The following is a 21,006-nucleotide window of genomic DNA, read 5'->3' as shown; positions in this document are numbered from 1 at the left end:
GGCACATAATCGAAAAAAAACAGCATAGTTAATTTTATCACTATTCCTTTAGAAATATTCATATTGTGCGATAAACATAGAATTTTTTCATCAACGCCGCTTTTTTATATTTTTTCATGTAAAATACCGCGCTTTAATAATTGCAAAGAATGAGTATTACCATGCAAACCACAATGCCAGATATTGCTGATACGGCTCCCGCCTTACAAACAGGTAAATTAGACTGGGTTGGCATGGGCGAAATTGAACTTCCTTTCATTTTTGAAACTCGCAATATTGCCCCTGTAAACGTAATTGCCAAGGCACGCGCTTTTGTAAACTTGCATAAAGAAGACGCCAAAGGCATTCATATGTCGCGTTTATTTTTAGCCCTTGATACCTTATCAACCGAGCAGCAAGTTAATCCACAAACTCTCAAGCAAGCACTTGATGCCTTTATTAGCAGCCATGATGATTTAAGTGACCAAGCACAAATCGAATTTAAGTTTGAGCTACCACTGCGCCGAAAATCTTTATTAAGTGGCAAAGTAGGTTGGAAAAACTACCCGATTCATCTGATCGCTAAGATCAACCAAGGCATTGTAAGCTTTGAGTTAATGGTTAATGTCACTTACTCGTCAACATGCCCATGTTCAGCGGCTCTTGCTCGTCAATTAATTCAAAATGCCTTTAGCGAAAAGTTTGCAGAACAAAATGTTGATAAGCAAACTGTTTTAGAATGGCTAGGCACAACTGACGGGATTGTAGCTACACCACACTCACAGCGTTCAATCGCCAACGTGAAAGTAAAACTCGACAGCCAAATTGACAGCTTTGATGTGGTTGGCTTAATTGATGCTTTAGAAACTGAGCTAAAAACGCCAGTACAAGCGGCGGTTAAACGTGAAGATGAGCAAGAGTTTGCCCGCTTAAATGGTCAAAACCTCATGTTCTGCGAAGATGCTGCACGTAAAATTAAAGGCTTACTTGAACAGCATAACTACGCAGATTACTGGCTACAAATAAACCACTACGAATCACTTCATGCCCATGACGCGGTAGCAATCGCTGTTAAAGGGGTTGCTGGCGGATACACGGCTTAAAAATTTCGGGTAGCTCCATACAGTTAGGCACGCTAATTGCTATTAGTTTTCAGTGTCAATTTGTTGTTGTGGAGTTACCGTATGGAATTCGCTTTATTATCAATTTTAGTATTAGTCGTCGTAGCCTCTGTTGTTGCGTCAAAGTTTACCGATGAAGGCGGAAACCCTTACCCTTTCACTCGTAAGCAAACTGTTTTTACGCAAGTTGAGAGTGCTTTTTTACACCTGCTAGAACGTGCTGTAGGTGACCAGTACAAAATCGTCAGCCGTGTTAAACTAATTGATTTAATCGACTGTAAGCAAGGCTTATCTGTCAAAGCTAAACGTGCTGCAATGGCTAAAGCCAAAAACAAACAGTTAGATTACGTGCTTATCGACAAGGACAAACTTAGCATTGTTGCCGCTGTTGATTTAGTAAATAACACCAACCGCGACGGCCATAAAGCACAACGTGACTGGTTTGTCAGTGGCGCGTTAGAAGCGGCAGGCATTCCGCATATTCGTATGAAAGTAAAATCAGGCTATCAACCAAGAGAAGTGCGTGACGCTATCATGTTTAAACTTGGTAAACCTGCAGCAGCACCGGCAAGACCTGCACGCAATCGAGTAACTAAACCAGCAGTACTATCACCATCACAAGCAAAAGCACACTCAACGGCGCTTGCAGAAATATAGTCCGTCATAATATTGGCAAAAGCAGACTTTAAGGTCTGCTTTTTTGTTTGTTTTAGACATTTTTAGGTATAATCATCCTATTCAATCTAAGGAATCAAATATTATGCACGTTGGTATTATTGGCGCGATGGAGCCAGAAGTAAAAATCTTACGCGAAGCAATGGTAAACCCAAGCATCATGACTAAAGCTGGTTTTACCTTTTACACCGGTGAATTAGCGGGTAACACTGTTACTTTAGTTCAATCTGGTATTGGTAAAGTAGCTTCTGCAGTAGCAACGACACTACTAATAGACAACTTCAGCCCAGATTGTGTGATCAACACAGGTTCTGCAGGTGGTTTTGAGCCATCGCTAAATGTAGGTGATGTCGTTATTTCTTCAGAAGTTCGTCACCACGATGTAGACGTGACTGCATTCGGTTACGAAATCGGCCAAGTACCACAAATGCCAGCGGGCTTTGCTGCGCACCCTAAATTGATTGAAGCGGCAGAGCAAAGCGTAAGCCAAATCAGCGATGTTAAAACCATGATTGGCCTAATTTGTACTGGTGATTCATTCATGTGTGACCCGGTAAGAATTGAAAAAACACGCGCAGAATTTCCAACTATGCTTGCAGTAGAAATGGAAGGTGCAGCAATTGCACAAGCTTGTCACGTGCTAGAAACACCATTTGTTGTTATTCGTTCAATGTCTGACATTGCTGGCAAAGAATCGCCGCAATCATTTGAAGAGTATATCGAAACTGCATCTATCAACTCATCTAAAATGGTTGTTGCTCTTTTAGAGAAGCTAACATCGGTGAGTTTATAAGGTGATTGCAAATATTGTTCAAAACCATTTGGACATTATTGTATTTTTTGTAGCGCTCTTAGCTGAGCGCTTCTTTCCTTTGGTTAGTTGGTATCATCCTAATACCTTTTTAAGCGTTATTTTCTCTGCCCTCAGCGATCGTTTATACAACCCAACGAATCCTAAAAGCTATCAATATTTAGCCTCAACTTTGGCTTTTACACTCACCATTTTAGTGATAGTGACATTAGTTGTGCTGTTTTTAGAGTTTGCTTTTTACCCTGAGTTATTAAGTGGCTTAATTTTATATTTGTTACTCAGTAGCCGCGCGCAAGAGAAGAAATCATTACGTATTGCCAGATTGCTCAAGCTCAACCAAAAAGCGACTGCTAGAGAGCTACTCTCGAGCCTTGTTGCCCGTGATGTATCACGTTTATCGGCTTCTGGAATTTGTAAAGCAACCATGGAGTCACTGGTGTTACAAAGTGCGCGGCATTATTTTGCCGTTATCTTCTTTTATCTACTTGGCGGCGCTATCCTTGCTTTAGTTTATCGCTTACTGACATTAATTCATCAAGCATGGCGAAAAAACCAAAAACCAAACAACCCGTTTTTGGCTACCATTGCTAAGTTACTATTTGTATTGGAGTGGTTACCCACTCGATTAGTTGCATTAACCATTGCAGCAACCAATGCCAGCAAACAATGTATTCATTACATTAAGCACTATGGCAGACATTTTTATCAAACCAATACGGGTTGGCTGTTAAGTGTTACATCGGCTGCTCTACAAGTGCAATTAGGCGGCCCTGCCCTTTACCAAGGTGAGCGCTTTAATAAAATGCGTGTTGGTACCGATCGCCTACCAGATGCCGATGATATTCCCGCTTTAGTGAATCGCTTAAATCAAGCGAAAGCATTTTGGTTACTACTTATCATCGCCATTGAAGTGGCTACGCTGTTTATTAACTAAAAAAAGGCACAAAAAAACCAGCCGCAGCTGGTTTTTATTCTGTTAGCTTATTTAAGCTAAGGTGATTTTAGCAAACTTACGTTTACCTACTTGGTAAATCTGTGTAGTGCCTTTAGCAACTTCAAGCTTAGTATCCGTTACTTTTTCTTCACCATTAATCTTTACAGCGCCTTGTTTAATCATACGCATTGCTTCTGACGTACTAGCTACAAGGTTCGCTTCTTTTAATAGATTAGTGATAAACACAGTGTCTTCAGCAATTGTTACTGTTACTTCAGGGATCTCATCTGGTAATGCATTCTTTTGGAAACGCTTGATGAAATCTTGATGAGCACCTTCGGCTGCTTCTTCGCTGTGGAAACGTGCAATCATTTCTTTGGCAAGCTCAATCTTAATGTCGCGCGGGTTTGCACCATCTGCAACACGTTGTTTAAGCGCTGCAATCTCTTCGATAGATAATGCACTTAATAAGTCATAGTAACGCCACATTAGCTCATCACTAATAGACATCACTTTACCAAACATGTCGTTAGGCTCATCAGTAATACCAATGTAATTACCTAATGACTTAGACATTTTCTGAACGCCATCAGTACCTTCAAGCAGTGGCATCATAAGTACTGTTTGTGGCTTTTGACCTTCGTCTTTTTGTAATTCACGACCCATTAATAGGTTAAAGCGTTGGTCTGTACCGCCAAGCTCAACATCAGCTTCTAATGCAACTGAGTCCCAACCCTGTACCAGTGGATATAAAAATTCGTGGATAGCAATTGATTGACCGCTGGCATAACGCTTTTTAAAGTCATCACGTTCTAGCATACGTGCTACTGTTTGACGCGCAGCCAGTTTAATCATACCTGCTGCACCTAAGTTCTCCATCCAAGTAGAGTTGAATGCAACTGTAGTTTTAGCAGGATCAAGAATCTTAAATACTTGCTCTTTATAGGTTTCAGCATTAGCTAATACATCTTCACGCGTTAACGGTTTACGCGTTACGTTTTTACCCGTCGGATCACCAATCATACCGGTGAAGTCACCGATCAAGAAAATCACTTCATGACCTAGGTCTTGGAAGGTTTTCATTTTGTTGATAAGAACTGTGTGACCTAAATGCAGATCAGGCGCAGTTGGATCGAAACCCGCTTTGATCTTAAGTTTCTTACCAGACTTTAGCTTTTCGACTAATTCGTCTTCAATTAATATCTCTTCTGCACCGCGTTTTATCTCAGCTAGAGCGGTTTGTAAATCCACTGTGTATTACTCCAAAAATTCAGCTACCGGGGCGTGGTGGCCTGTCAGGGTTATAAATATAGAGCTAAAAACTTTAAAATTTAGCTAGTTAGCACCAAAAAGCGACACTAGAAAAAAGCCTAACTTAAATAGTTTAAGAAACAGCCCTGAAGGCAGCGCGCATGATTGTTCTTTATACCGCGTTATTGCAATTTAATGAAGGGACTTTAGTTAACTAATGTAGATTTAGTTTAACCATAGACATCTGCTGCAATTTTAAACAAAAAAGTTTAACGCGCAGGCCAATTCTAGCGTAAAATAGCGCCAGTTTAAATCTACAAAACACTGGTATTTGCTCTATTTTAGGTATATCCTGCGATATTAGTATTTAAATTTCTTGACAGCAGAAAAGGCACGATATGGTTCACGTAGTGCACAAACTTCCCAAAAAACACAAACTGCTTATTCTCGGTTTGGTTTCTGCTATTGTCGGCTTGGCGTTATTGCCTTCTGAAAAAGCCACCGCATCAAAGGACAACAGTGCAAACGCACTTGAAATTGGCAAACGCTACGAATTACAAGTTAAAGTTGATGATAACGAAAAACTAACTGAGCTTAATTCGGAGCAAGCAGCAGCAAAACTTCCAGAATACGAGCTTATCGACCATGAAGTACGTAATGGCGATAATTTAGCACTTATCTTTAAACGTGCGGGTTTCTCAGCGCAAACATTACACAAACTAGTTAATACCAACGCTGAAACTCGTAAGTTAACAAAAATTCACCCAGGCGAAATCTTAAGCTTTGCAACCGCTGAAGATGGCTCTTTAGCGCAGCTTCGTTATGTGATCTCAAAAACAGATACCTTATACGTTACATTAAATGACGAAGGTAACTACGACACTTCTATCGATAGCAAAGAAATCGAAACGCTAAGTAAATCTGCAGGCGGCGAGATCTCTAATAGCTTTTGGACATCAGGCATTGCCGCTGGCTTGAGCGAGCGTCAAATTATGAATTTTGCTGACATCTTTGGTTGGGATGTCGACTTTGCTAATGACATTCGTAAAGGTGACCAATTTGGTCTTATTTACGAAGCTCACTATGTTGATGGTGAATACATTGGCGACGGTAAAATTATTGCCGCAGAGTTTATTAACCAAGGCGAGCGTTACACTGCTATTCGCCATACCGATGGTAACTTCTATACGCCTGAAGGCCGCAGCATGAAAAAAGCTTTCTTACGTGCGCCAGTTAACTTTAAGTATATTAGTTCGAGCTTTAACCCACGTCGTTTACACCCAGTGACCAAAACGGTAAAACCACATAACGGTATCGATTACGCAGCGCGTACAGGTACACCTGTTGTGTCATCAGGTAATGGTAAAGTGATTAGAGCAGGCTACAGTAAATACAATGGTAACTATGTATTTATTAGCCATGGCACACAATATGTAACTAAGTACTTACACTTAGACAAAAAGATGGTTAGAACTGGTCAGAAAGTGAAGCAAGGCCAAAAGATTGGTACGGTTGGTGCGACAGGTCGTGTAACGGGCCCACACTTACACTATGAATTCTTAGTAAACGGTGTACACCGTAATCCGAAAACGGTCAAACTACCTAAATCAGAGCCTTTACCGCGCGATGAGTTAGCTAAGTTTAAACCGATTGCTGATAACTTCTTAGCGCAATTACAACGTAACCGTGAGTTACAATTGGCGTTAAATAAGTAGTTAAGTAAACATATGAAAGCCGCTTCAATTGAAGTGGCTTTTTTGTGCCAAATAAACCCGGCTAAAACTATTATAGACTTTACTAAAATGAGTACTGATGGCACTGCGGTTTAATACAACTATTACCTTAAAAGAACATAGATAAGTTGAATAATCAGCGAAATCATCACCAGTGGCCAAATGTACTTTGCATACTTTGTCGCGCCATCAAGCCCCATTCTAGACTGATACTTTTCAAGTAGCGGTATCAGAATAACCAAGGCAACAAAAAGGCATAATAAGATAATAAAAACATTCATGGCGGCTTCCTTACACAACTATCATTTAACTACAATTTCTTTAGGGTGACCCTAGTCTATAGGCAAAAAAAAGCGCAGTAAAATAACTGCGCCAGTCGGTTGGAAGTAAATCGACTTAGCCAACAATCGCTAACAGAATACCTGCTGCAACGGCACTTCCTAATACCCCTGCTACGTTTGGTCCCATGGCATGCATTAACAAGAAGTTATGCGGGTTGCTCTCAAGGCCGACCTTATTAACCACCCGTGCTGCCATTGGTACCGCTGACACACCTGCTGCGCCTACTAATGGGTTGATTGGCGATTTAGAGATCTTATTCAGACCTTTTGCCATAAACACCCCTGACGCTGTACCAATTGCAAAGGCCAATGCACCTAACACCAAAATACCGATTGTTTCTACGGTTAAGAACTTATCGGCCGCAAGCTTTGAGCCTACCGCTAAGCCTAAGAAAATGGTGGTAATGTTGATGATTTCGTTTTGTGCACTATTGCTTAAACGATCAACCACGCCCGATTCACGCATCAAGTTACCTAGGCAGAACATGCCCACAAGCGGCGTTGCTGCTGGTAAAAACAAGATGGTTAAACTAAGCACCATTAACGGAAAAACAATTTTCTCTTTCTTCGATACTGTACGAAGTTGCGGCATTTGAATTTCACGTTCTTCTTGCGTTGTTAATGCACGCATAATTGGCGGCTGAATAATTGGCACAAGTGCCATATATGAATAAGCCGCTACTGCTATTGCACCAAGTAAATCAGGTGCCAGCTTAGATGCTAAGAAAATAGCTGTTGGACCATCTGCTCCACCAATAATGGCAATGGCCGATGCATCTTGAAGTGTAAACTCAAAACCAGGAATAAAGTTAAGTAGAATTGCACCAAATAAAGTAGCAAAAATACCAAACTGCGCAGCCGCGCCTAACAGCAACATACGCGGATTTGCTATCAAGGCACTAAAGTCTGTAAGCGCCCCCACGCCCATAAAGATCAAAAGTGGGAACACCCCAGAGTCAATCCCTATGTGATACACGTAATAAAGCAAACCACCCGGTTCAGATAACCCGGCTACAGGAATATTAGTTAAAATAGCCCCAAAGCCGATAGGTAATAACAATAATGGCTCAAATTTACGGGCGATTGCGAGATATAATAACCCGCAACCTACCGCAATCATTATTAATGCAGGAAAGGTAAAGTTAGCAATACCTGTCGCATGCCAGAGGTTTAAAACACCATCCATCCTCTGTCTCCTATGCTAGCGCGATTAGCGCATCGCCAGTGGCAACAGAGTCGCCCTCTGCTACTAATACTTCAGCTATTGTACCTGAGTGTGCGGCGCGAACTTCTGTTTCCATTTTCATTGCTTCCATTATGATAACCACATCACCTTCATTTACTGTTTGGCCAGCTTTTACTTTCACTTTGAAAATATTGCCTGCTAACGGCGCGTTTAAGGTTTCGCTAACAGACGCTGAGGCAGATTGAGGAATTAACTCACTGTCTTTTAGAGTTACTTCTTTTAGTTCACCACCTTGCGCTACAACGACATCGTAAACTTTACCGTCAACTTTAACGCTGTATTGCTCTGCTTTTGCAGGACTTGAAGCGGCTGGTTTGCTTTCTGACTTAGCAACTTCACCCGTTGGAATTGCTTCAAACGCATCAGGGTTGTTACGGTTTTTAATAAACTTAAGGCCAATTTGAGGGAATAATGCGTAAGTAAGCACATCATCAATCACGTCATCAGCAAGCTCTAAACCTTGCTCTTTAGCTTCACTTAATAACTCTGCTTCAAGCTTCTCAAGTTCAGGCTCAAGCTTATCAGCAGGACGGCAAGTGATTGCTTCAGCGCCATCTAGTACACGTTCTTGCAGCTCTTTATTCATTGGCGCTGGTGTTGCACCATACTCGCCTTTAAGCACACCCGCAGTTTCTTTCGTGATGGTTTTATATCGCTCGCCAGTCAACACATTAAGTACCGCTTGAGTACCAACAATTTGCGAGGTTGGTGTAACGAGTGGAATGTAACCTAAGTCTTCGCGAACACGCGGGATCTCAAGTAATACTTGATCAAGTTTATCAGCAGCACCTTGCTCTTTAAGCTGATTTTCCATATTAGTTAACATGCCGCCCGGCACTTGCGCTAATAAGATACGTCCATCAACGCCTTTAAGGCTGCCTTCAAATGCAGCATATTTCTTGCGTACGTCACGGAAGTAAGCAGCAATTTCTTCTAATTGGTTTAAATCAAGGCCTGTATCTCGCTCAGTGCCTTCTACAATTGAAACGATGGTTTCTGTGGCGCTATGACCATAAGTCATACTCATTGACGAAATAGCCGTATCAAGCATATCGATACCTGCATCGATCGCTTTTTGATAAGTTGCAGTGCTTAAACCTGTGGTTGCGTGGCATTGCATCGCAATAGGAATAGACACAGTTTCTTTTAAACCTTTGATCAACTGTTCACAATCATAAGGCTTTAATAAACCTGCCATATCTTTGATACAAATTGAATGACAACCAAGATCTTCTAGTTGTTTTGCAAGCTCAAGCCACATATCAAGCGTGTGGACTGGGCTTACTGTGTACGAAATAGTACCTTGGGCATGAGCACCTACTTTAACAGCAGCTTTAATGGCAGTTTCAAGGTTACGCACATCGTTCATCGCATCGAAAATACGGAAAACATCAACACCGTTTTTGTGGGCACGCTCAACAAACTTTTCGACTACATCATCAGCATAATGACGGTAACCTAGGAGATTCTGTCCGCGTAGTAGCATTTGTTGCTTAGTGTTTGGCATTGCCGCTTTTAGCTCGCGAATACGTTGCCAAGGATCTTCACCTAAATAACGGATACACGAGTCAAACGTCGCACCACCCCATGATTCAATTGACCAATAACCCGCATTATCGAGTTTTTCTGCCATGGGTAGCATGTCGTCTAAGCGCATACGCGTTGCCAAAAGAGACTGGTGTGCGTCACGCAATACTAATTCGGTTAGTTTTAATTTAGCCATGTTTAAGCTGCCCCGTTATTTTTGTTTATTTCGAAATTGAGCAATTGCAGCGCTGATTGCTGCAATATGTGCCTGTGGCACACCCTGTTGAGGTTGAATTTTTGCTGTACGCGTAGGTTCTGCAATTGCAGGATCATCAAATCGACCCACTACCTTTGACATTAAAGTGACTGCTGAAATCAAAATAGTCAGAAAAACAAACACGCCTACCATGCCTGTCACCATCAAACTGGCCGCAGTGGTGAGTAATCCACCTATATCCATACGACTCCCCTCGCTTACTTAAAATAAAAAGTTATTTTTGTTAAATAATTATGCACCAATAATAACAAACAAAATTCATTTGTATAGCACCATTGTAAATTGGTAAAACCAATTAAATTTAAAATAACATGACGTACATATAATTAACACCCCACTATTTATGCATTTAAAGCCCCGCTATAGATGATATAAATAATCAATATAGCCAGTCGTTATATGCTGAACTATTAATTAATAGCAACAAAATGGCTAAAAACCACACACAACAAGGTGTTAGAGGTAGCCAACCCAAATAAAGTTAAATTGGTCTTACCATTTATTGGTGCATTATCTCTTTTTCTCATGCATCTCAATATGAAAAAATATCACTATGAATAAGTTACATGCTTACTCGTAAAAGTTACCAAATGATGAGCTATCTAAAGAACAACAAAAACACACAACCCATTGAAATATATAAAATAAAAGTTCTGGCATAAAACTCGCTTCAGTTACATCGAACTTAAGAAAATTTAAATAGCCAAGGAGACCACTATGTTACGCTGGACAATTACTTTTCTAGTTATCGCGTTAATCGCAGCAGTGTTAGGTTTTGGCGGTATCGCAGGAGCCGCTGCAGGCATCGCTAAGATTATCTTTTTTATATTTTTAGTATTACTTGTTATTTCGCTGGTATCAGGAGCACTTAGAGGCAACGTCCCTAAGTAGTTAAAAGCAGATAACCACTTACTTTATTTTTAAATTTACAAGGAATTTCATTATGAAAAATTCAACTTTAAAAGCCGCAACTATCGCCCTATTTTCAGGTCTTTTCATCATGGGTTGTGAAGACAACTCTGCTGAAGACGCAGGTGAGCGTATTGACGAAGCAATTACTGATACACAAAATGCAGTTGAAGATGCATGTGAAGAAGTAAAAGAAGGTGTTAACGCAGAAGAAACTAACTGCTAATAGCACACCTTACTTAAGAAAAGCGGCCAAGTGCCGCTTTTTTGTTTTTTAAATGATGCATGAGATCTGAGATAATCGTAGGAATGGTTTTAACCGTGAACTTTTGGCTATAGCGTGAGTTTTTTCGGCGTTAAAACGCCTCCTACAAGTCTTAACTTGGGTTTAAAGTCTGATGACTTTATAAACCACCGCGCGAAATAAATTTCACGCCTACGTGAGCCTCAAACTCGATAACTTTACTCTTTCCTCTAGAAATTCGCTAACTTGTTGGGTTTTAATCTGATAGCTGACGGCTCTGAGTGCGTCTCCGTTCTACCCAACGTTATCACTCACATACCTTAGTGAGGGGCACATTTGTCGTTACACTTGCTATATGCCATCGGCCGTCGATAAAACTTACTTTTGCGACATCGCTTACAGCAAAATCTCCGGGGACATTTAAACGCGTTAAGTTACTCGCTAACGGCTGCTGACAATATGGGCCGGTATCACCATGCATTACAAGTACAGGCTTATTGGTGTGCTTTGCAAAGTCGCTGATGGCATCTCGGTATAGTTTAAATGCATCACAATTAGAGCGCTGTGATTCACTACAGGCGGGTTTACTGCTTGGGTGGTAAATATCAGCCTGAAAGCCAAACACATAGGCCTTAGCATCTTGTTGAACAAGTGCTTGTTTTAACCAAATTAAGTTGTACTTATCACGTTTGTCAGCGGCATCAAGTGCCGCGCTTTTATCACTTTTTAAAATTTGTGAGCGGCCATTAAAAGTGCCCGGAATGTGTAAGGTACGAAACTCAATACCATCAAACTGCCAACGAGCATTCTCTAGCATTTCAGCTTGTGTTGTATAACCCTGTAGTTGCTGTGCTTTTTGTGTATAAGCCTCGTCGAACATTAAGCCTTTAACAAAGCTTAGCCGCTCAAGCTCATCAAAACGTACCGATAGCTTTTCTCGGTCACAATCGGTCCATTCATTATCACCGGGGGTGTAAATAAAAGGCTGTGGGGTCAATGACGTCAATAACGCTTTATTTGTTTGCAAAAGCTTGTTCGTGCAAGCAAGCGCCCCGGATTTCATATCACCAAGATGTATTAAAAAGCCATGAGGTGTTGCTTCGATTGCCTTGGTAATTTTTCCGCCTTTGGCGAGATTAATTTCATCAATCGGGGTGTATGGCATATCGCCCATAACTAAAAAAGTATTTGTGGTCATTGCAAGTGCTAATGACATTGAACTAACAAACATACAACTTACGCCTTTAAAATACACATACCTTAAGCTCTCACAATGACAACTAAATGAAAACCAACTACGGCAGATTTTTTCTATCAATGTTAAACTGCTGTCAGCAAATTAAGTGAGCCCACGAATGACATTAAGTACAACTTACACATTAGATAAACCGTATTATTACGAATGCTTTGATGAGTCTTTGCCTTATTCATCTCAAGCCAAGCCTAAATACCCGCTGTTGATATTGTTAATAACCTTAGGCTTATTGGCGTTTTATCAATTAGAGAATCATTACCTTGGTAGCTTTATGATTATGCTTGCCGTCGTTGAGTGCTTATCGTTTTATTACAAGCGCCCATGGTGGGTCACAAGACAAATGATGAGCCGTGCATCAGGCAGCGAAGTGACTATCGTATTTGATGATGATGGGGTGAAAGCCGAAAACCCGCATAAAAGCTACCAATTAAGCTGGCAACAGATTAGTGAGATTATTGAAACTGAGCGAGGTTATATTTTAAAGGCACAGCGCGGTATGCAATATATTTCTAAACAAGCGCTAAATGATGAAATGACAGCCGAACTAAATAAAAGAGCCACTCAGTGAGTGGCTCTTAAAATATCTGTCGCTGATTAAACGTTGCCCGGATTTGGGTTAGATTTCTCTGCTTGAATTCGCATGTAGATTTCTTCACGATGTACTGATACATCTTTCGGTGCGTTTACACCAATGCGAACTTGATTTCCTTTAACACCAAGAACAGTAACTGTTACTTCGTCACCGATCATTAGGGTTTCACCTACTCTACGAGTTAGTATTAGCATTCTCTTGCTCCCATGTTCCAAAAAATTAAAAGATTCCGCGTCAAAAACATTCTAATGAAATCTAGACTTAAAAGTAAGTAAAAACTCTAGATCTTATTCATTTTCGGTTAAAAAAACTTTGTGTAGCGCACGTACAGCCAGTTCTAAATACTTTTCGTCAATTAAAACTGATATCTTTATTTCTGATGTCGATACAAGCATCACTTTGATGTTTTCATCGGCAAGGGCATTAAAAAATAAACTTGCCACACCAGAGTGAGATTTCATCCCTACACCTACTGCAGACACCTTGGCAACATTGCTGACCCCTTTAATAGATTCTGCGCTGATACCATCTTGGTTACTGGTCAAAATTTCAAGGGCTTGCTCAAAATCATTCGTGTGCACAGTAAAAGCATAGTCTATTTTTTCAAAGTTATGATTAACTTGATTAATCATATCTATTTCGATGCCAAATTCTGCAAAAAGTTTCAAAATTTTTGCAAGGTTTTCCGTTCCTTGGTGTACGCCATTGACGTAAATCAAGCTTTCGTCACGATTAAAGGCGATACCCGACACAATGTTTGCTTGCACATCCGGCTCCTCAAAACTGATCAAGGTCCCTTGATCCGGGTTAAAACTCGATAACACTCTGAGCGGTATATTGTATTTTCCTGCCGCTTCGACACTACGAATATGCAGTACCTTAGCCCCAAGACTAGCCATTTCGAGCATTTCTTCGAAGGTGACATGGCTCATACGTCGCGCATTAGGCTCAATACGTGGGTCGGTGGTGTATACCCCATCAACATCGGTGTAAATTTGACATTCATCGGCATTGATAGCGCCTGCAATCTCAACCGCAGAGGTATCAGTACCACCGCGACCAAGCGTGGTGATATTGCCTTCAATATCGCGGCCCTGAAAGCCCGCTATTATAGCAATCCGGTTATGTTCAAGTTCATGCTTTAGACGAGTCGCCGCAATCTCTTCAATCCGCGCTTTACCAAACATGTTATCGGTGCGAATGTTGACCTGATCAGCAAGTAAGCTTACCGCTGAGTGACCACGTTTAATAATAGCCATAGCGAGTAAAGAGACCGACACTTGCTCACCGGTGGTTAGCAATACATCAAGCTCACGAGCACTGGGTCGAGAATCGATTTGTTTAGCGAGTTCAATTAGACGGTTAGTTTCTCCCGACATCGCCGAGAGCACCACCACAACTTGATGGCCTTGTTGTTTGGTTTTTACAACAAGGTCGGCGACGGCCTCAATTCGCTCTATTGAGCCAACTGAGGTGCCACCGAATTTTTGGACGATAAGTGCCACTAGTGATTAAGAACGCTCAGTTAACCAAGCCGTTACACTTTCTAAGGCTGCAGCTAGGTTCTCTGGCTGAGTACCACCTGCTTGCGCCATATCAGGACGACCACCGCCCTTACCGCCTACTTGTGCAGCCATGTGATTTACAAGTTCACCGGCTTTCACTTTACCTGTTAAGTCTTTAGTTACACCGGCAATTAGGCTTACTTTGTCGCCATTAGCAACACCAAGGGCAATAACACCTGAGCCAATCTTCGTTTTCAGGTCATCAACCATGCCACGTAGTGCTTTAGACTCAGTACCTGCAACATCAGCAACCAGTAGTTTAATACCGTTCACTTCAACAACAGAGTCAAGTAACGATGCACCAGCCGCACTTGCAAGCTTGTCGTTAAGCTGTGCAATTTGCTTCTCAAGGCCTTTTGATTTCTCTAGTAACGCAGTTACTTTTTCAAGTACTGTGCTGCTATCACCTTTTACTAGTGCTGCAACATCGTTTAACTGTTGTTCTTGCTCACTTACATAAGCAACCGCTTCAGCACCCGTTACCGCTTCAATACGGCGGATACCGGCCGCGATACCGCTTTCTGATACGATTTTAAATAAACCGATATCACCTGCGCGCTTAACGTGAGTACCACCACATAGCTCGATTGAGTAATCACCAATGGTTACTACGCGCACTTCGTCATCGTATTTTTCACCGAATAATGCCATCGCACCTTTTGCTTTTGCATCTTCGATAGCCATTAGCTCAGTTTCAAGCGCAAAGTTACGACGGATTTCATCGTTTACCGCGCGCTCGATTTGACGTAATTCGTCTTTTGTTACCGCTTCAAAGTGTGAGAAGTCAAAACGTAAACGTTCAGGGTCAACTAGTGAACCTTTTTGACTTACGTGCTCACCTAAAATTTGGCGTAATGTTTCATGCAAGATATGCGTTGCAGTGTGGTTTTTCTTGATGCTATCGCGACGTGCTGCATCAATGGTTGCCTCTGCTTTATCGTTTGTACCAATACGACCTTGTACACGACCATGGTGTGCAAATGCATTACCAAGTTTCGTGGTGTTAGTCACTACAAACTCACCACCAGCTACTTTTAACACACCCGTGTCACCAACCTGACCACCTGATTCAGCGTAGAACGGTGTACGGTCTAAGATTGCGATACCTTCTTGACCATCTTCAAGTACAGAAACCGATTGACCTTCAGAGAAAAGTTCAACCACAGTACCTGTGTAATGTTCTGCATCGTAACCTTTAAAGTCTGTGTGTTTTTCAGACTTAAGTTGTTGGTTGTAATCAGCACCAAACTTACCCGCTTGCTGTGCTTGCTTACGCTGAACAGCCATACACTCTTGGAAGCCGTGCTCATCAATCGTCATGAAACGCTCACGCGCCACGTCAGCCGTTAAATCAGCTGGGAAACCGTAAGTGTCGTACAGTTTGAATACCAAGTCACCTGGGATCACATCACCTTCGATGTCAGTTAGGCTTTCTTCTAAAATAGCCAGACCACGCTCAAGTGTTTTACCAAACTGCTCTTCTTCAATACGCAGTACTTTTTCAATAATTTCTTGTTGCTTAGCAAGCTCTGGGTACGCTTGACCCATTTGCTCAATTAGCGCAGCAACTAGCTTGTAGAAGAATGCACCTTTCGCACCTAGCTTGTTACCGTGACGAACAGCACGACGAATGATACGACGTAATACATAACCACGGCCTTCGTTTGACGGCATAACGCCGTCAGATACTAAGAACGCACACGAACGAATGTGGTCAGCCACAACGCGTAACGATTTATCATCTAAATCTTGTGCGTTTGTTACTTTAGCCGCTGCTGCAATAAGCGCTTGGAATAAATCGATTTCGTAGTTTGAGTGCACGCCTTGTAAAATTGCAGAGATACGCTCAAGACCCATACCTGTATCAACAGACTGCTTAGGAAGCGGCTCCATTGTACCGTCGGCATGGCGGTTATACTGCATAAATACTAGGTTCCAGATCTCGATGAAACGGTCACCGTCTTCTTCAGGTGAACCTGGAGGACCACCCCAAATTTCTTCACCGTGATCGTAAAAGATTTCAGAACATGGACCACAAGGACCTGTATCACCCATTGACCAGAAGTTATCGCTAGTTGCAATGCGAATAATACGGTCTTCACTTAGACCCACTTCTTTATGCCAAATGTTGAAGGCTTCTTCATCATCGTGATAAATAGTAACAAGGAGCTTTTCTTGCGGTAGTTTTACAACGTCAGTTAAAAACTCCCAAGCAAATTTGATTGCGTCTTGCTTGAAGTAATCGCCAAAGCTGAAGTTACCTAGCATTTCAAAGAATGTATGGTGGCGTGCAGTGTAGCCTACGTTTTCAAGGTCGTTATGTTTACCACCTGCGCGTACACAACGTTGTGAGCTGGTTGCACGTGAATAAGGGCGGCTTTCCGCACCTAAAAATACATCTTTAAATTGCACCATACCGGCGTTGTTGAATAATAACGTGGCATCGTTACCCGGGATCAGCGAGCTTGAAGGAACAATTTGGTGTTGTTTAGAGGCAAAAAAGTCTAAGAACTGTTGCCTGATCTGTGCGGTAGTCATATGCTGCATGTGAAAATCTCACCCGTTTATTGCTGTGCTTGCATTGCAAAATCAATTTGTTCGTAATTAAAGCCTCGATACATCAAGTAGCGTACACGTTTCGCTCTTTCTTTCTGGTCGAGTTCTTTACCTGAATTTGAAAACTTCTTTAAATATGCGTCCTTTGCGAGTTCAAACCAATCGATTTCGAACTCCTCGAGCGTCTTGTCTAGTAGTGCTCGATCTATCCCTTTTGCCATTGCTTCGCTCTGAATGCGTTTTACACCATGATACTTAGCTAAATGGCGGCGTACAAACCCTTCGCAATAGCGCTGTTCGTTAATAAAGTTGTGTGATTCACACCAATCTAACAAGCGCTCTGTAAACTCAGGTGTCGCCTCTTTTTGCTGTAACTTTCGCGTTAAATCCCGACGCGAATAATCTTGTCGGGACAATAACCAAAGTACGTAATTCTTTAACTTTTGTTCTTTATCATCCATTACGCGTCAAAGCGTCCTGATTGTGACTGTGCTTCAGGTGCTTTTGTTTGGTCATCACCTTTTGGCACAACTGGCATAAAAATGGCCTGAAAAGACACGAAGAAGCTAATGTAACAAATTGGCATTAAAACCAATAGTGGAATAAACGATAAAGGAATACAGATCACCATTAAAACAGCGCAAATTAGGCCATAAACACCAAGTGGCGCCATATTATGGTAAAACACCATGAATGAGGTTTTTAAAACCTGAAACATATTGCTTTGCTTTTGAAAATAAACCAAAGGCACTGCATAGGCAAAAGCAGTTAAATACACACAGATCGCCAATAGAAATACCGCAACTTGCCCCATTGAAATGGTTGCTAATAAATCGGCAATATGTGTTTGGTTTTGTGGGTCGAAAGTTTGACTCGAAATAACTGCGTAGGCATCTGCAAAAATGAAATTAGACAGTAAGGCTAATAAAATACCTGCCGCCATCTGATACACAGCCACACGCACTAAACCTATACGGTTTCCTTTATTACTAAATGGCTTAAAAATATCAGCTTGGCTGATAGTCCCGCCTTGCTGCTTAGTTAACACAGCTTGATAAAAACCTGCCATCAAAAATGGCGTCACAAACGCACCAACAACTTGCAGTAAAGGTAGCAGCAATGCCAAAAAGCTAATTATCACGATTAGCAGATGCATTAAAATAAAAGTCAAAGGTTGCAGCTTAAAGATTTCCCACCCAGCTTTAAACCATTTAACGCCCGCATCAGCTTTAAAAATACGTACTTCGATCGACATAGTTTCTCATTCAATAACGACAAAACGCACCGAGTATAACTGGGTGCGCCGCTTGTTTATAGTCACCTGTTGTGAAATTTACTCAGGCTTTTTAATTTTTTTAATATCAAGCATGTGCGAGCCATGTTTGATTTTCGTTTCAAGGTAAGCTCGGTTACCTACCACACCCGCTTTAATGTGCGCATGAGTGCCAACCACTGAATCAACTTCAATACCCGCATCACGCAGTGCTTTGAGCTTATTTGGGTTGTTAGTCATTAACTTAACATGCTTTTGATTGAGTGCTTCGAGCATTAATACCGCGTCAGAAAAATCACGTAAATCATCAGCAAAACCCAAATGGTTATTTGCTTCGTACGTATTCATACCTTGCGACTGTAATACGTAAGCATCAATCTTATTGTATAAGCCAATACCACGGCCTTCTTGGCGTAAATACAGTAAAATACCACCCTGCTGGTGCATCATCTCGATACACTCATTTAATTGCTCACCACAATCACAACGTGAAGAGTGAAATACATCGCCCGTTAAACACTCTGAATGCATTCGAATTAAAGGAACATCTTGCTCTGTGTCTGCTTGATTAAACACTAAAGCAACATGTTCTTGGCCATCATTTAAGCCACTGAAGGATACGATTTCTGCAGGGATATCACTGTTTTTGCCAACATTCAGCTGGACTCTTGCTCTTACTTGCGCCACGACAAATCCAAATTAAAAAATAAATGCGATACTGCAAATGTGATTACAACAGCTTGAGGTTGTAAGGATGCAACATACGACGAGTGATAACTAATATTGAGGCAGTTACCAGCAATTCAAGTATTATACACTCAAACCACCCCAAGATACGAGCTTTGCGCCTCGCTTTAGTGGCGCTCATCAAACACTTGAAAACTCGCCGTCATACAGCTACCTAATTGAATTGTAATGCGTTTTAAAAAATCACATTCAAAATATTCGAAAAAATAGATTAGTTTAATCTCGATAAACAGTCAGACCTTGTTCAAATTGTTAATAAAAACATACTATGTATCTTAATATTCAACAGTGACACAGCGAGTGTAACTTGCTACCTTGCACCTAATGATGATAATGATTATCATCAACTAGTATTAATTCCCTTCTCTATCTCAGGGCAAAATAATAAGGAATATTATGAAAAAGAGCTCGCTTGCCTTATGCATGGCACTTTTATTTAGCCAGCAAAGCATGGCTAATGAAACGACCACACAAGAGTTTAACGACACCTACCGCGCTTATGTCGCCGCTGTAAAAAATCAGCAAGACAGTAGTGAGCTTGCAAAAAAAGCGTTTGAACTAGGCAAAAAAGTTTATGGCGAAAGCGCCGACAACACTGCGAACCTTGCTATTAACTATGCAAACAGCCTAGATAAAAGCGAGCAAGAGCAACGCTTTGAGTTATATCGTACAGCCTACGAAATACTAGAACAAAATCACGGTAAACTCAGTGCACAAGTGTATGACTCATTAATCGGCATGGCAGAATCAACACCTTCAGCTAAGCGTGCAGATACGTATTTAGATGATGTCATTGCCATTGCTGAAAAACAAAACTCCGCCAAGCTTGTTGCAGATGCAAAAATGACCGCCGCTCGTATCCTTGCATATAAAGGCACTGGTGAGCGCTATTACACAGCAAAGAAATATCTTGAAGAAGCCGATGATTACTATCAAGAGAATTTACCCAATAACGCTGTCGATCGTATTAGCGCTGACTTTTTAGTTGCCGCATTTGCAGAAAATCAACGTAAATACAGCACCGCCATTGAGCGTTTAAATCACGTGGTAAGCGTATTTGATCAAGAGCTAGACTTTGATCATCAAACCGAATTAAACGCCCATTCAAAGCTAGTTCACTTATACGAAAAAACAGGTAAAAGCGACGAAGCAACTAAACATTGCTTAGCGATTGCGAAAATGGTGCCGTGGAAAGAAAGCCAAGAACAAGAGCCGTTATATCGCGTACATCCTAAATATCCAAAATCAAAAGTTCAACGTATGGAAGATGGCAGTGTCGTAATGGAGTTTGAAGTAACCCCGTCAGGCTTTGTAGACAACATTACTGTGGTTGGCTCTGAGGGTGGCTCTGCATTTGAAAGAGAAGCTGTTAAAGCAGTAAAACAGTGGCGTTATGCCCCTAAGTTTGAAAATGGGCAAGCTATTGCTGCGACTTCTCGGGTGCAATTAGATTTTAAAATCAACAACTAAATAACAGGGTCGCAGTGCGACCCTATCATATCTTGTTAAGTAGTTTATCTGCTGCGTTCTCAATTAAATCGAGTACTTTTTCGAAGCCTTGATCGCCACCATAGTAGGGATCAGGGATCTCGCTTTCCCCTGCGTCACCATGACTTAAAAATAGCGACAGCTTATATTGTAAGTGCTCTGGACACTGGGCTTTTAAATCAGCAAGATTTTGCCTGTCGGCTGCGAGGATTAAATCAAACTCATAAAAATCAGCTTGAGTCACAGGTCGCGAATAAATTCCTTTAAAACTATAGCCGCGCTTTTCGGCTGCTGCTTTTGAGCGAGGATCTGGTGGATTACCTTGGTGATAACCAATGGTGCCAGCAGAATCAACTTTGACATTAATACCTAATGACTTTGCTCGACTACGAAGCACCGCCTCAGCTGTGGGTGAGCGACAAATATTGCCCAAGCAAACAATCAAAATCTTCTTCATTAAAATGAACCACCTTTATTATTTG

The 21,006-nt window shown here is 41.4% G+C and carries 21 protein-coding genes; 9 read left to right on the top strand and 12 right to left on the bottom strand.

What is annotated here, in order from left to right; genetic code table 11:
• Nucleotides 1-161: 161 nt before the first annotated feature.
• The 4 genes from folE2 (at nt 162) to BIZ38_RS10740 (ending at nt 3,520) form a co-directional block, all read left to right on the top strand.
• Complete coding sequence (gene folE2, locus BIZ38_RS10755; protein WP_187490254.1) at nt 162-1,082, top strand: GTP cyclohydrolase FolE2; 921 nt, start codon at nt 162-164, stop codon at nt 1,080-1,082.
• Nucleotides 1,083-1,163: 81 nt separating this feature from the next.
• Entirely contained in the window at nt 1,164-1,757 is a 594-nt protein-coding gene (locus BIZ38_RS10750; RefSeq protein WP_054551292.1) for a DUF2726 domain-containing protein, read from the top strand.
• A gap of 103 nt (nt 1,758-1,860) precedes the next feature.
• The gene (gene mtnN / locus BIZ38_RS10745; protein WP_054551291.1) at nt 1,861-2,568 is read left to right on the top strand and encodes a 5'-methylthioadenosine/S-adenosylhomocysteine nucleosidase; all 708 of its coding nucleotides are present in this window, start codon (nt 1,861-1,863) and stop codon (nt 2,566-2,568) included.
• A gap of 1 nt (nt 2,569) precedes the next feature.
• Complete coding sequence (locus BIZ38_RS10740) at nt 2,570-3,520, top strand: cobalamin biosynthesis protein (protein WP_138617525.1); 951 nt, start codon at nt 2,570-2,572, stop codon at nt 3,518-3,520.
• 51 nt (nt 3,521-3,571) lie between these two features.
• Here BIZ38_RS10740 and tyrS read toward each other — a convergent pair whose 3' ends face one another.
• Entirely contained in the window at nt 3,572-4,771 is a 1,200-nt protein-coding gene (gene tyrS, locus BIZ38_RS10735) for a tyrosine--tRNA ligase (RefSeq protein WP_138602042.1), read from the bottom strand.
• A 398-nt stretch (nt 4,772-5,169) separates the two neighbouring features.
• On the opposite strand from tyrS, the gene BIZ38_RS10730 reads away from it, so the two are divergent.
• Nucleotides 5,170-6,486, top strand: coding sequence for a peptidoglycan DD-metalloendopeptidase family protein (locus BIZ38_RS10730; protein ID WP_054551288.1), 1,317 nt, complete (start codon nt 5,170-5,172; stop codon nt 6,484-6,486).
• Nucleotides 6,487-6,900: 414 nt separating this feature from the next.
• Here the strand turns inward: BIZ38_RS10730 and BIZ38_RS10725 are convergent, their stop codons facing one another.
• Genes BIZ38_RS10725 through BIZ38_RS10715 form a run of 3 tightly spaced genes read right to left on the bottom strand, consistent with a single transcriptional unit; the run spans nt 6,901 to nt 10,078 of the window.
• Nucleotides 6,901-8,031, bottom strand: coding sequence for a sodium ion-translocating decarboxylase subunit beta (locus BIZ38_RS10725; protein WP_138602040.1), 1,131 nt, complete (start codon nt 8,029-8,031; stop codon nt 6,901-6,903).
• A 10-nt stretch (nt 8,032-8,041) separates the two neighbouring features.
• Nucleotides 8,042-9,814, bottom strand: coding sequence for a sodium-extruding oxaloacetate decarboxylase subunit alpha (gene oadA / locus BIZ38_RS10720; RefSeq protein WP_054551286.1), 1,773 nt, complete (start codon nt 9,812-9,814; stop codon nt 8,042-8,044).
• A 15-nt stretch (nt 9,815-9,829) separates the two neighbouring features.
• A complete protein-coding gene (locus BIZ38_RS10715) occupies nt 9,830-10,078 on the bottom strand; it encodes an OadG family protein (protein WP_054551285.1) in 249 nt (82 codons plus the stop codon).
• A gap of 534 nt (nt 10,079-10,612) precedes the next feature.
• Between BIZ38_RS10715 and BIZ38_RS10710 the strand changes: the two genes are divergently transcribed.
• Both BIZ38_RS10710 and BIZ38_RS10705 read left to right on the top strand, forming a co-directional pair.
• Nucleotides 10,613-10,786 (top strand): DUF1328 domain-containing protein, encoded by a 174-nt coding sequence (locus tag BIZ38_RS10710; protein ID WP_064485886.1) that lies wholly within the window; start codon nt 10,613-10,615, stop codon nt 10,784-10,786.
• Between the two features lie 52 nt (nt 10,787-10,838).
• A complete protein-coding gene (locus BIZ38_RS10705; RefSeq protein ID WP_054551284.1) occupies nt 10,839-11,030 on the top strand; it encodes a hypothetical protein in 192 nt (63 codons plus the stop codon).
• Between the two features lie 325 nt (nt 11,031-11,355).
• On the opposite strand, the gene BIZ38_RS10700 is transcribed toward BIZ38_RS10705, so the two are convergent.
• Nucleotides 11,356-12,279 carry a hypothetical protein gene (locus BIZ38_RS10700; RefSeq protein ID WP_187490253.1) on the bottom strand — a complete coding sequence of 308 codons (924 nt, stop codon included), beginning with the start codon at nt 12,277-12,279 and terminating at the stop codon, nt 11,356-11,358.
• 124 nt (nt 12,280-12,403) lie between these two features.
• Between BIZ38_RS10700 and BIZ38_RS10695 the strand changes: the two genes are divergently transcribed.
• Nucleotides 12,404-12,871, top strand: a complete 468-nt coding sequence (locus BIZ38_RS10695) for a YcxB family protein (RefSeq protein ID WP_187490252.1) — start codon at nt 12,404-12,406, stop codon at nt 12,869-12,871.
• 26 nt (nt 12,872-12,897) lie between these two features.
• Here the strand turns inward: BIZ38_RS10695 and csrA are convergent, their stop codons facing one another.
• The 6 genes from csrA to ribA all read right to left on the bottom strand — a co-directional run bounded on the left by csrA (nt 12,898) and on the right by ribA (nt 18,976).
• Nucleotides 12,898-13,089 (bottom strand): carbon storage regulator CsrA, encoded by a 192-nt coding sequence (csrA, locus tag BIZ38_RS10690; protein ID WP_036970495.1) that lies wholly within the window; start codon nt 13,087-13,089, stop codon nt 12,898-12,900.
• 93 nt (nt 13,090-13,182) lie between these two features.
• A complete protein-coding gene (locus tag BIZ38_RS10685; protein ID WP_138601893.1) occupies nt 13,183-14,400 on the bottom strand; it encodes an aspartate kinase in 1,218 nt (405 codons plus the stop codon).
• Nucleotides 14,401-14,406: 6 nt separating this feature from the next.
• Nucleotides 14,407-17,007 (bottom strand): alanine--tRNA ligase, encoded by a 2,601-nt coding sequence (gene alaS / locus BIZ38_RS10680; protein ID WP_054551280.1) that lies wholly within the window; start codon nt 17,005-17,007, stop codon nt 14,407-14,409.
• Nucleotides 17,008-17,024: 17 nt separating this feature from the next.
• Nucleotides 17,025-17,477, bottom strand: coding sequence for a regulatory protein RecX (locus tag BIZ38_RS10675; protein ID WP_138601891.1), 453 nt, complete (start codon nt 17,475-17,477; stop codon nt 17,025-17,027).
• The gene (locus BIZ38_RS10670) at nt 17,477-18,271 is read right to left on the bottom strand and encodes a BPSS1780 family membrane protein (RefSeq protein WP_166339830.1); all 795 of its coding nucleotides are present in this window, start codon (nt 18,269-18,271) and stop codon (nt 17,477-17,479) included. Before BIZ38_RS10670 ends, BIZ38_RS10675 begins: the two co-directional genes overlap by 1 nt.
• A gap of 78 nt (nt 18,272-18,349) precedes the next feature.
• Nucleotides 18,350-18,976: a GTP cyclohydrolase II gene (ribA, locus tag BIZ38_RS10665; RefSeq protein ID WP_054551277.1), complete on the bottom strand. Its 627-nt coding sequence runs from the start codon at nt 18,974-18,976 to the stop codon at nt 18,350-18,352.
• A gap of 456 nt (nt 18,977-19,432) precedes the next feature.
• Between ribA and BIZ38_RS10660 the strand changes: the two genes are divergently transcribed.
• A complete protein-coding gene (locus BIZ38_RS10660) occupies nt 19,433-20,506 on the top strand; it encodes an energy transducer TonB (RefSeq protein ID WP_054551276.1) in 1,074 nt (357 codons plus the stop codon).
• Nucleotides 20,507-20,531: 25 nt separating this feature from the next.
• Here the strand turns inward: BIZ38_RS10660 and BIZ38_RS10655 are convergent, their stop codons facing one another.
• A complete protein-coding gene (locus BIZ38_RS10655) occupies nt 20,532-20,981 on the bottom strand; it encodes a low molecular weight protein-tyrosine-phosphatase (RefSeq protein ID WP_187490251.1) in 450 nt (149 codons plus the stop codon).
• Nucleotides 20,982-21,006: the final 25 nt, after the last annotated feature.

Source organism: Pseudoalteromonas sp. BZK2 (assembly GCF_014349195.1).
Lineage (GTDB): Bacteria > Pseudomonadota > Gammaproteobacteria > Enterobacterales > Alteromonadaceae > Pseudoalteromonas > Pseudoalteromonas simplex.
The sequence above is the reverse complement of the archived record's forward strand: the minus strand, read 5'-3'. Positions and strand labels throughout refer to the sequence as shown.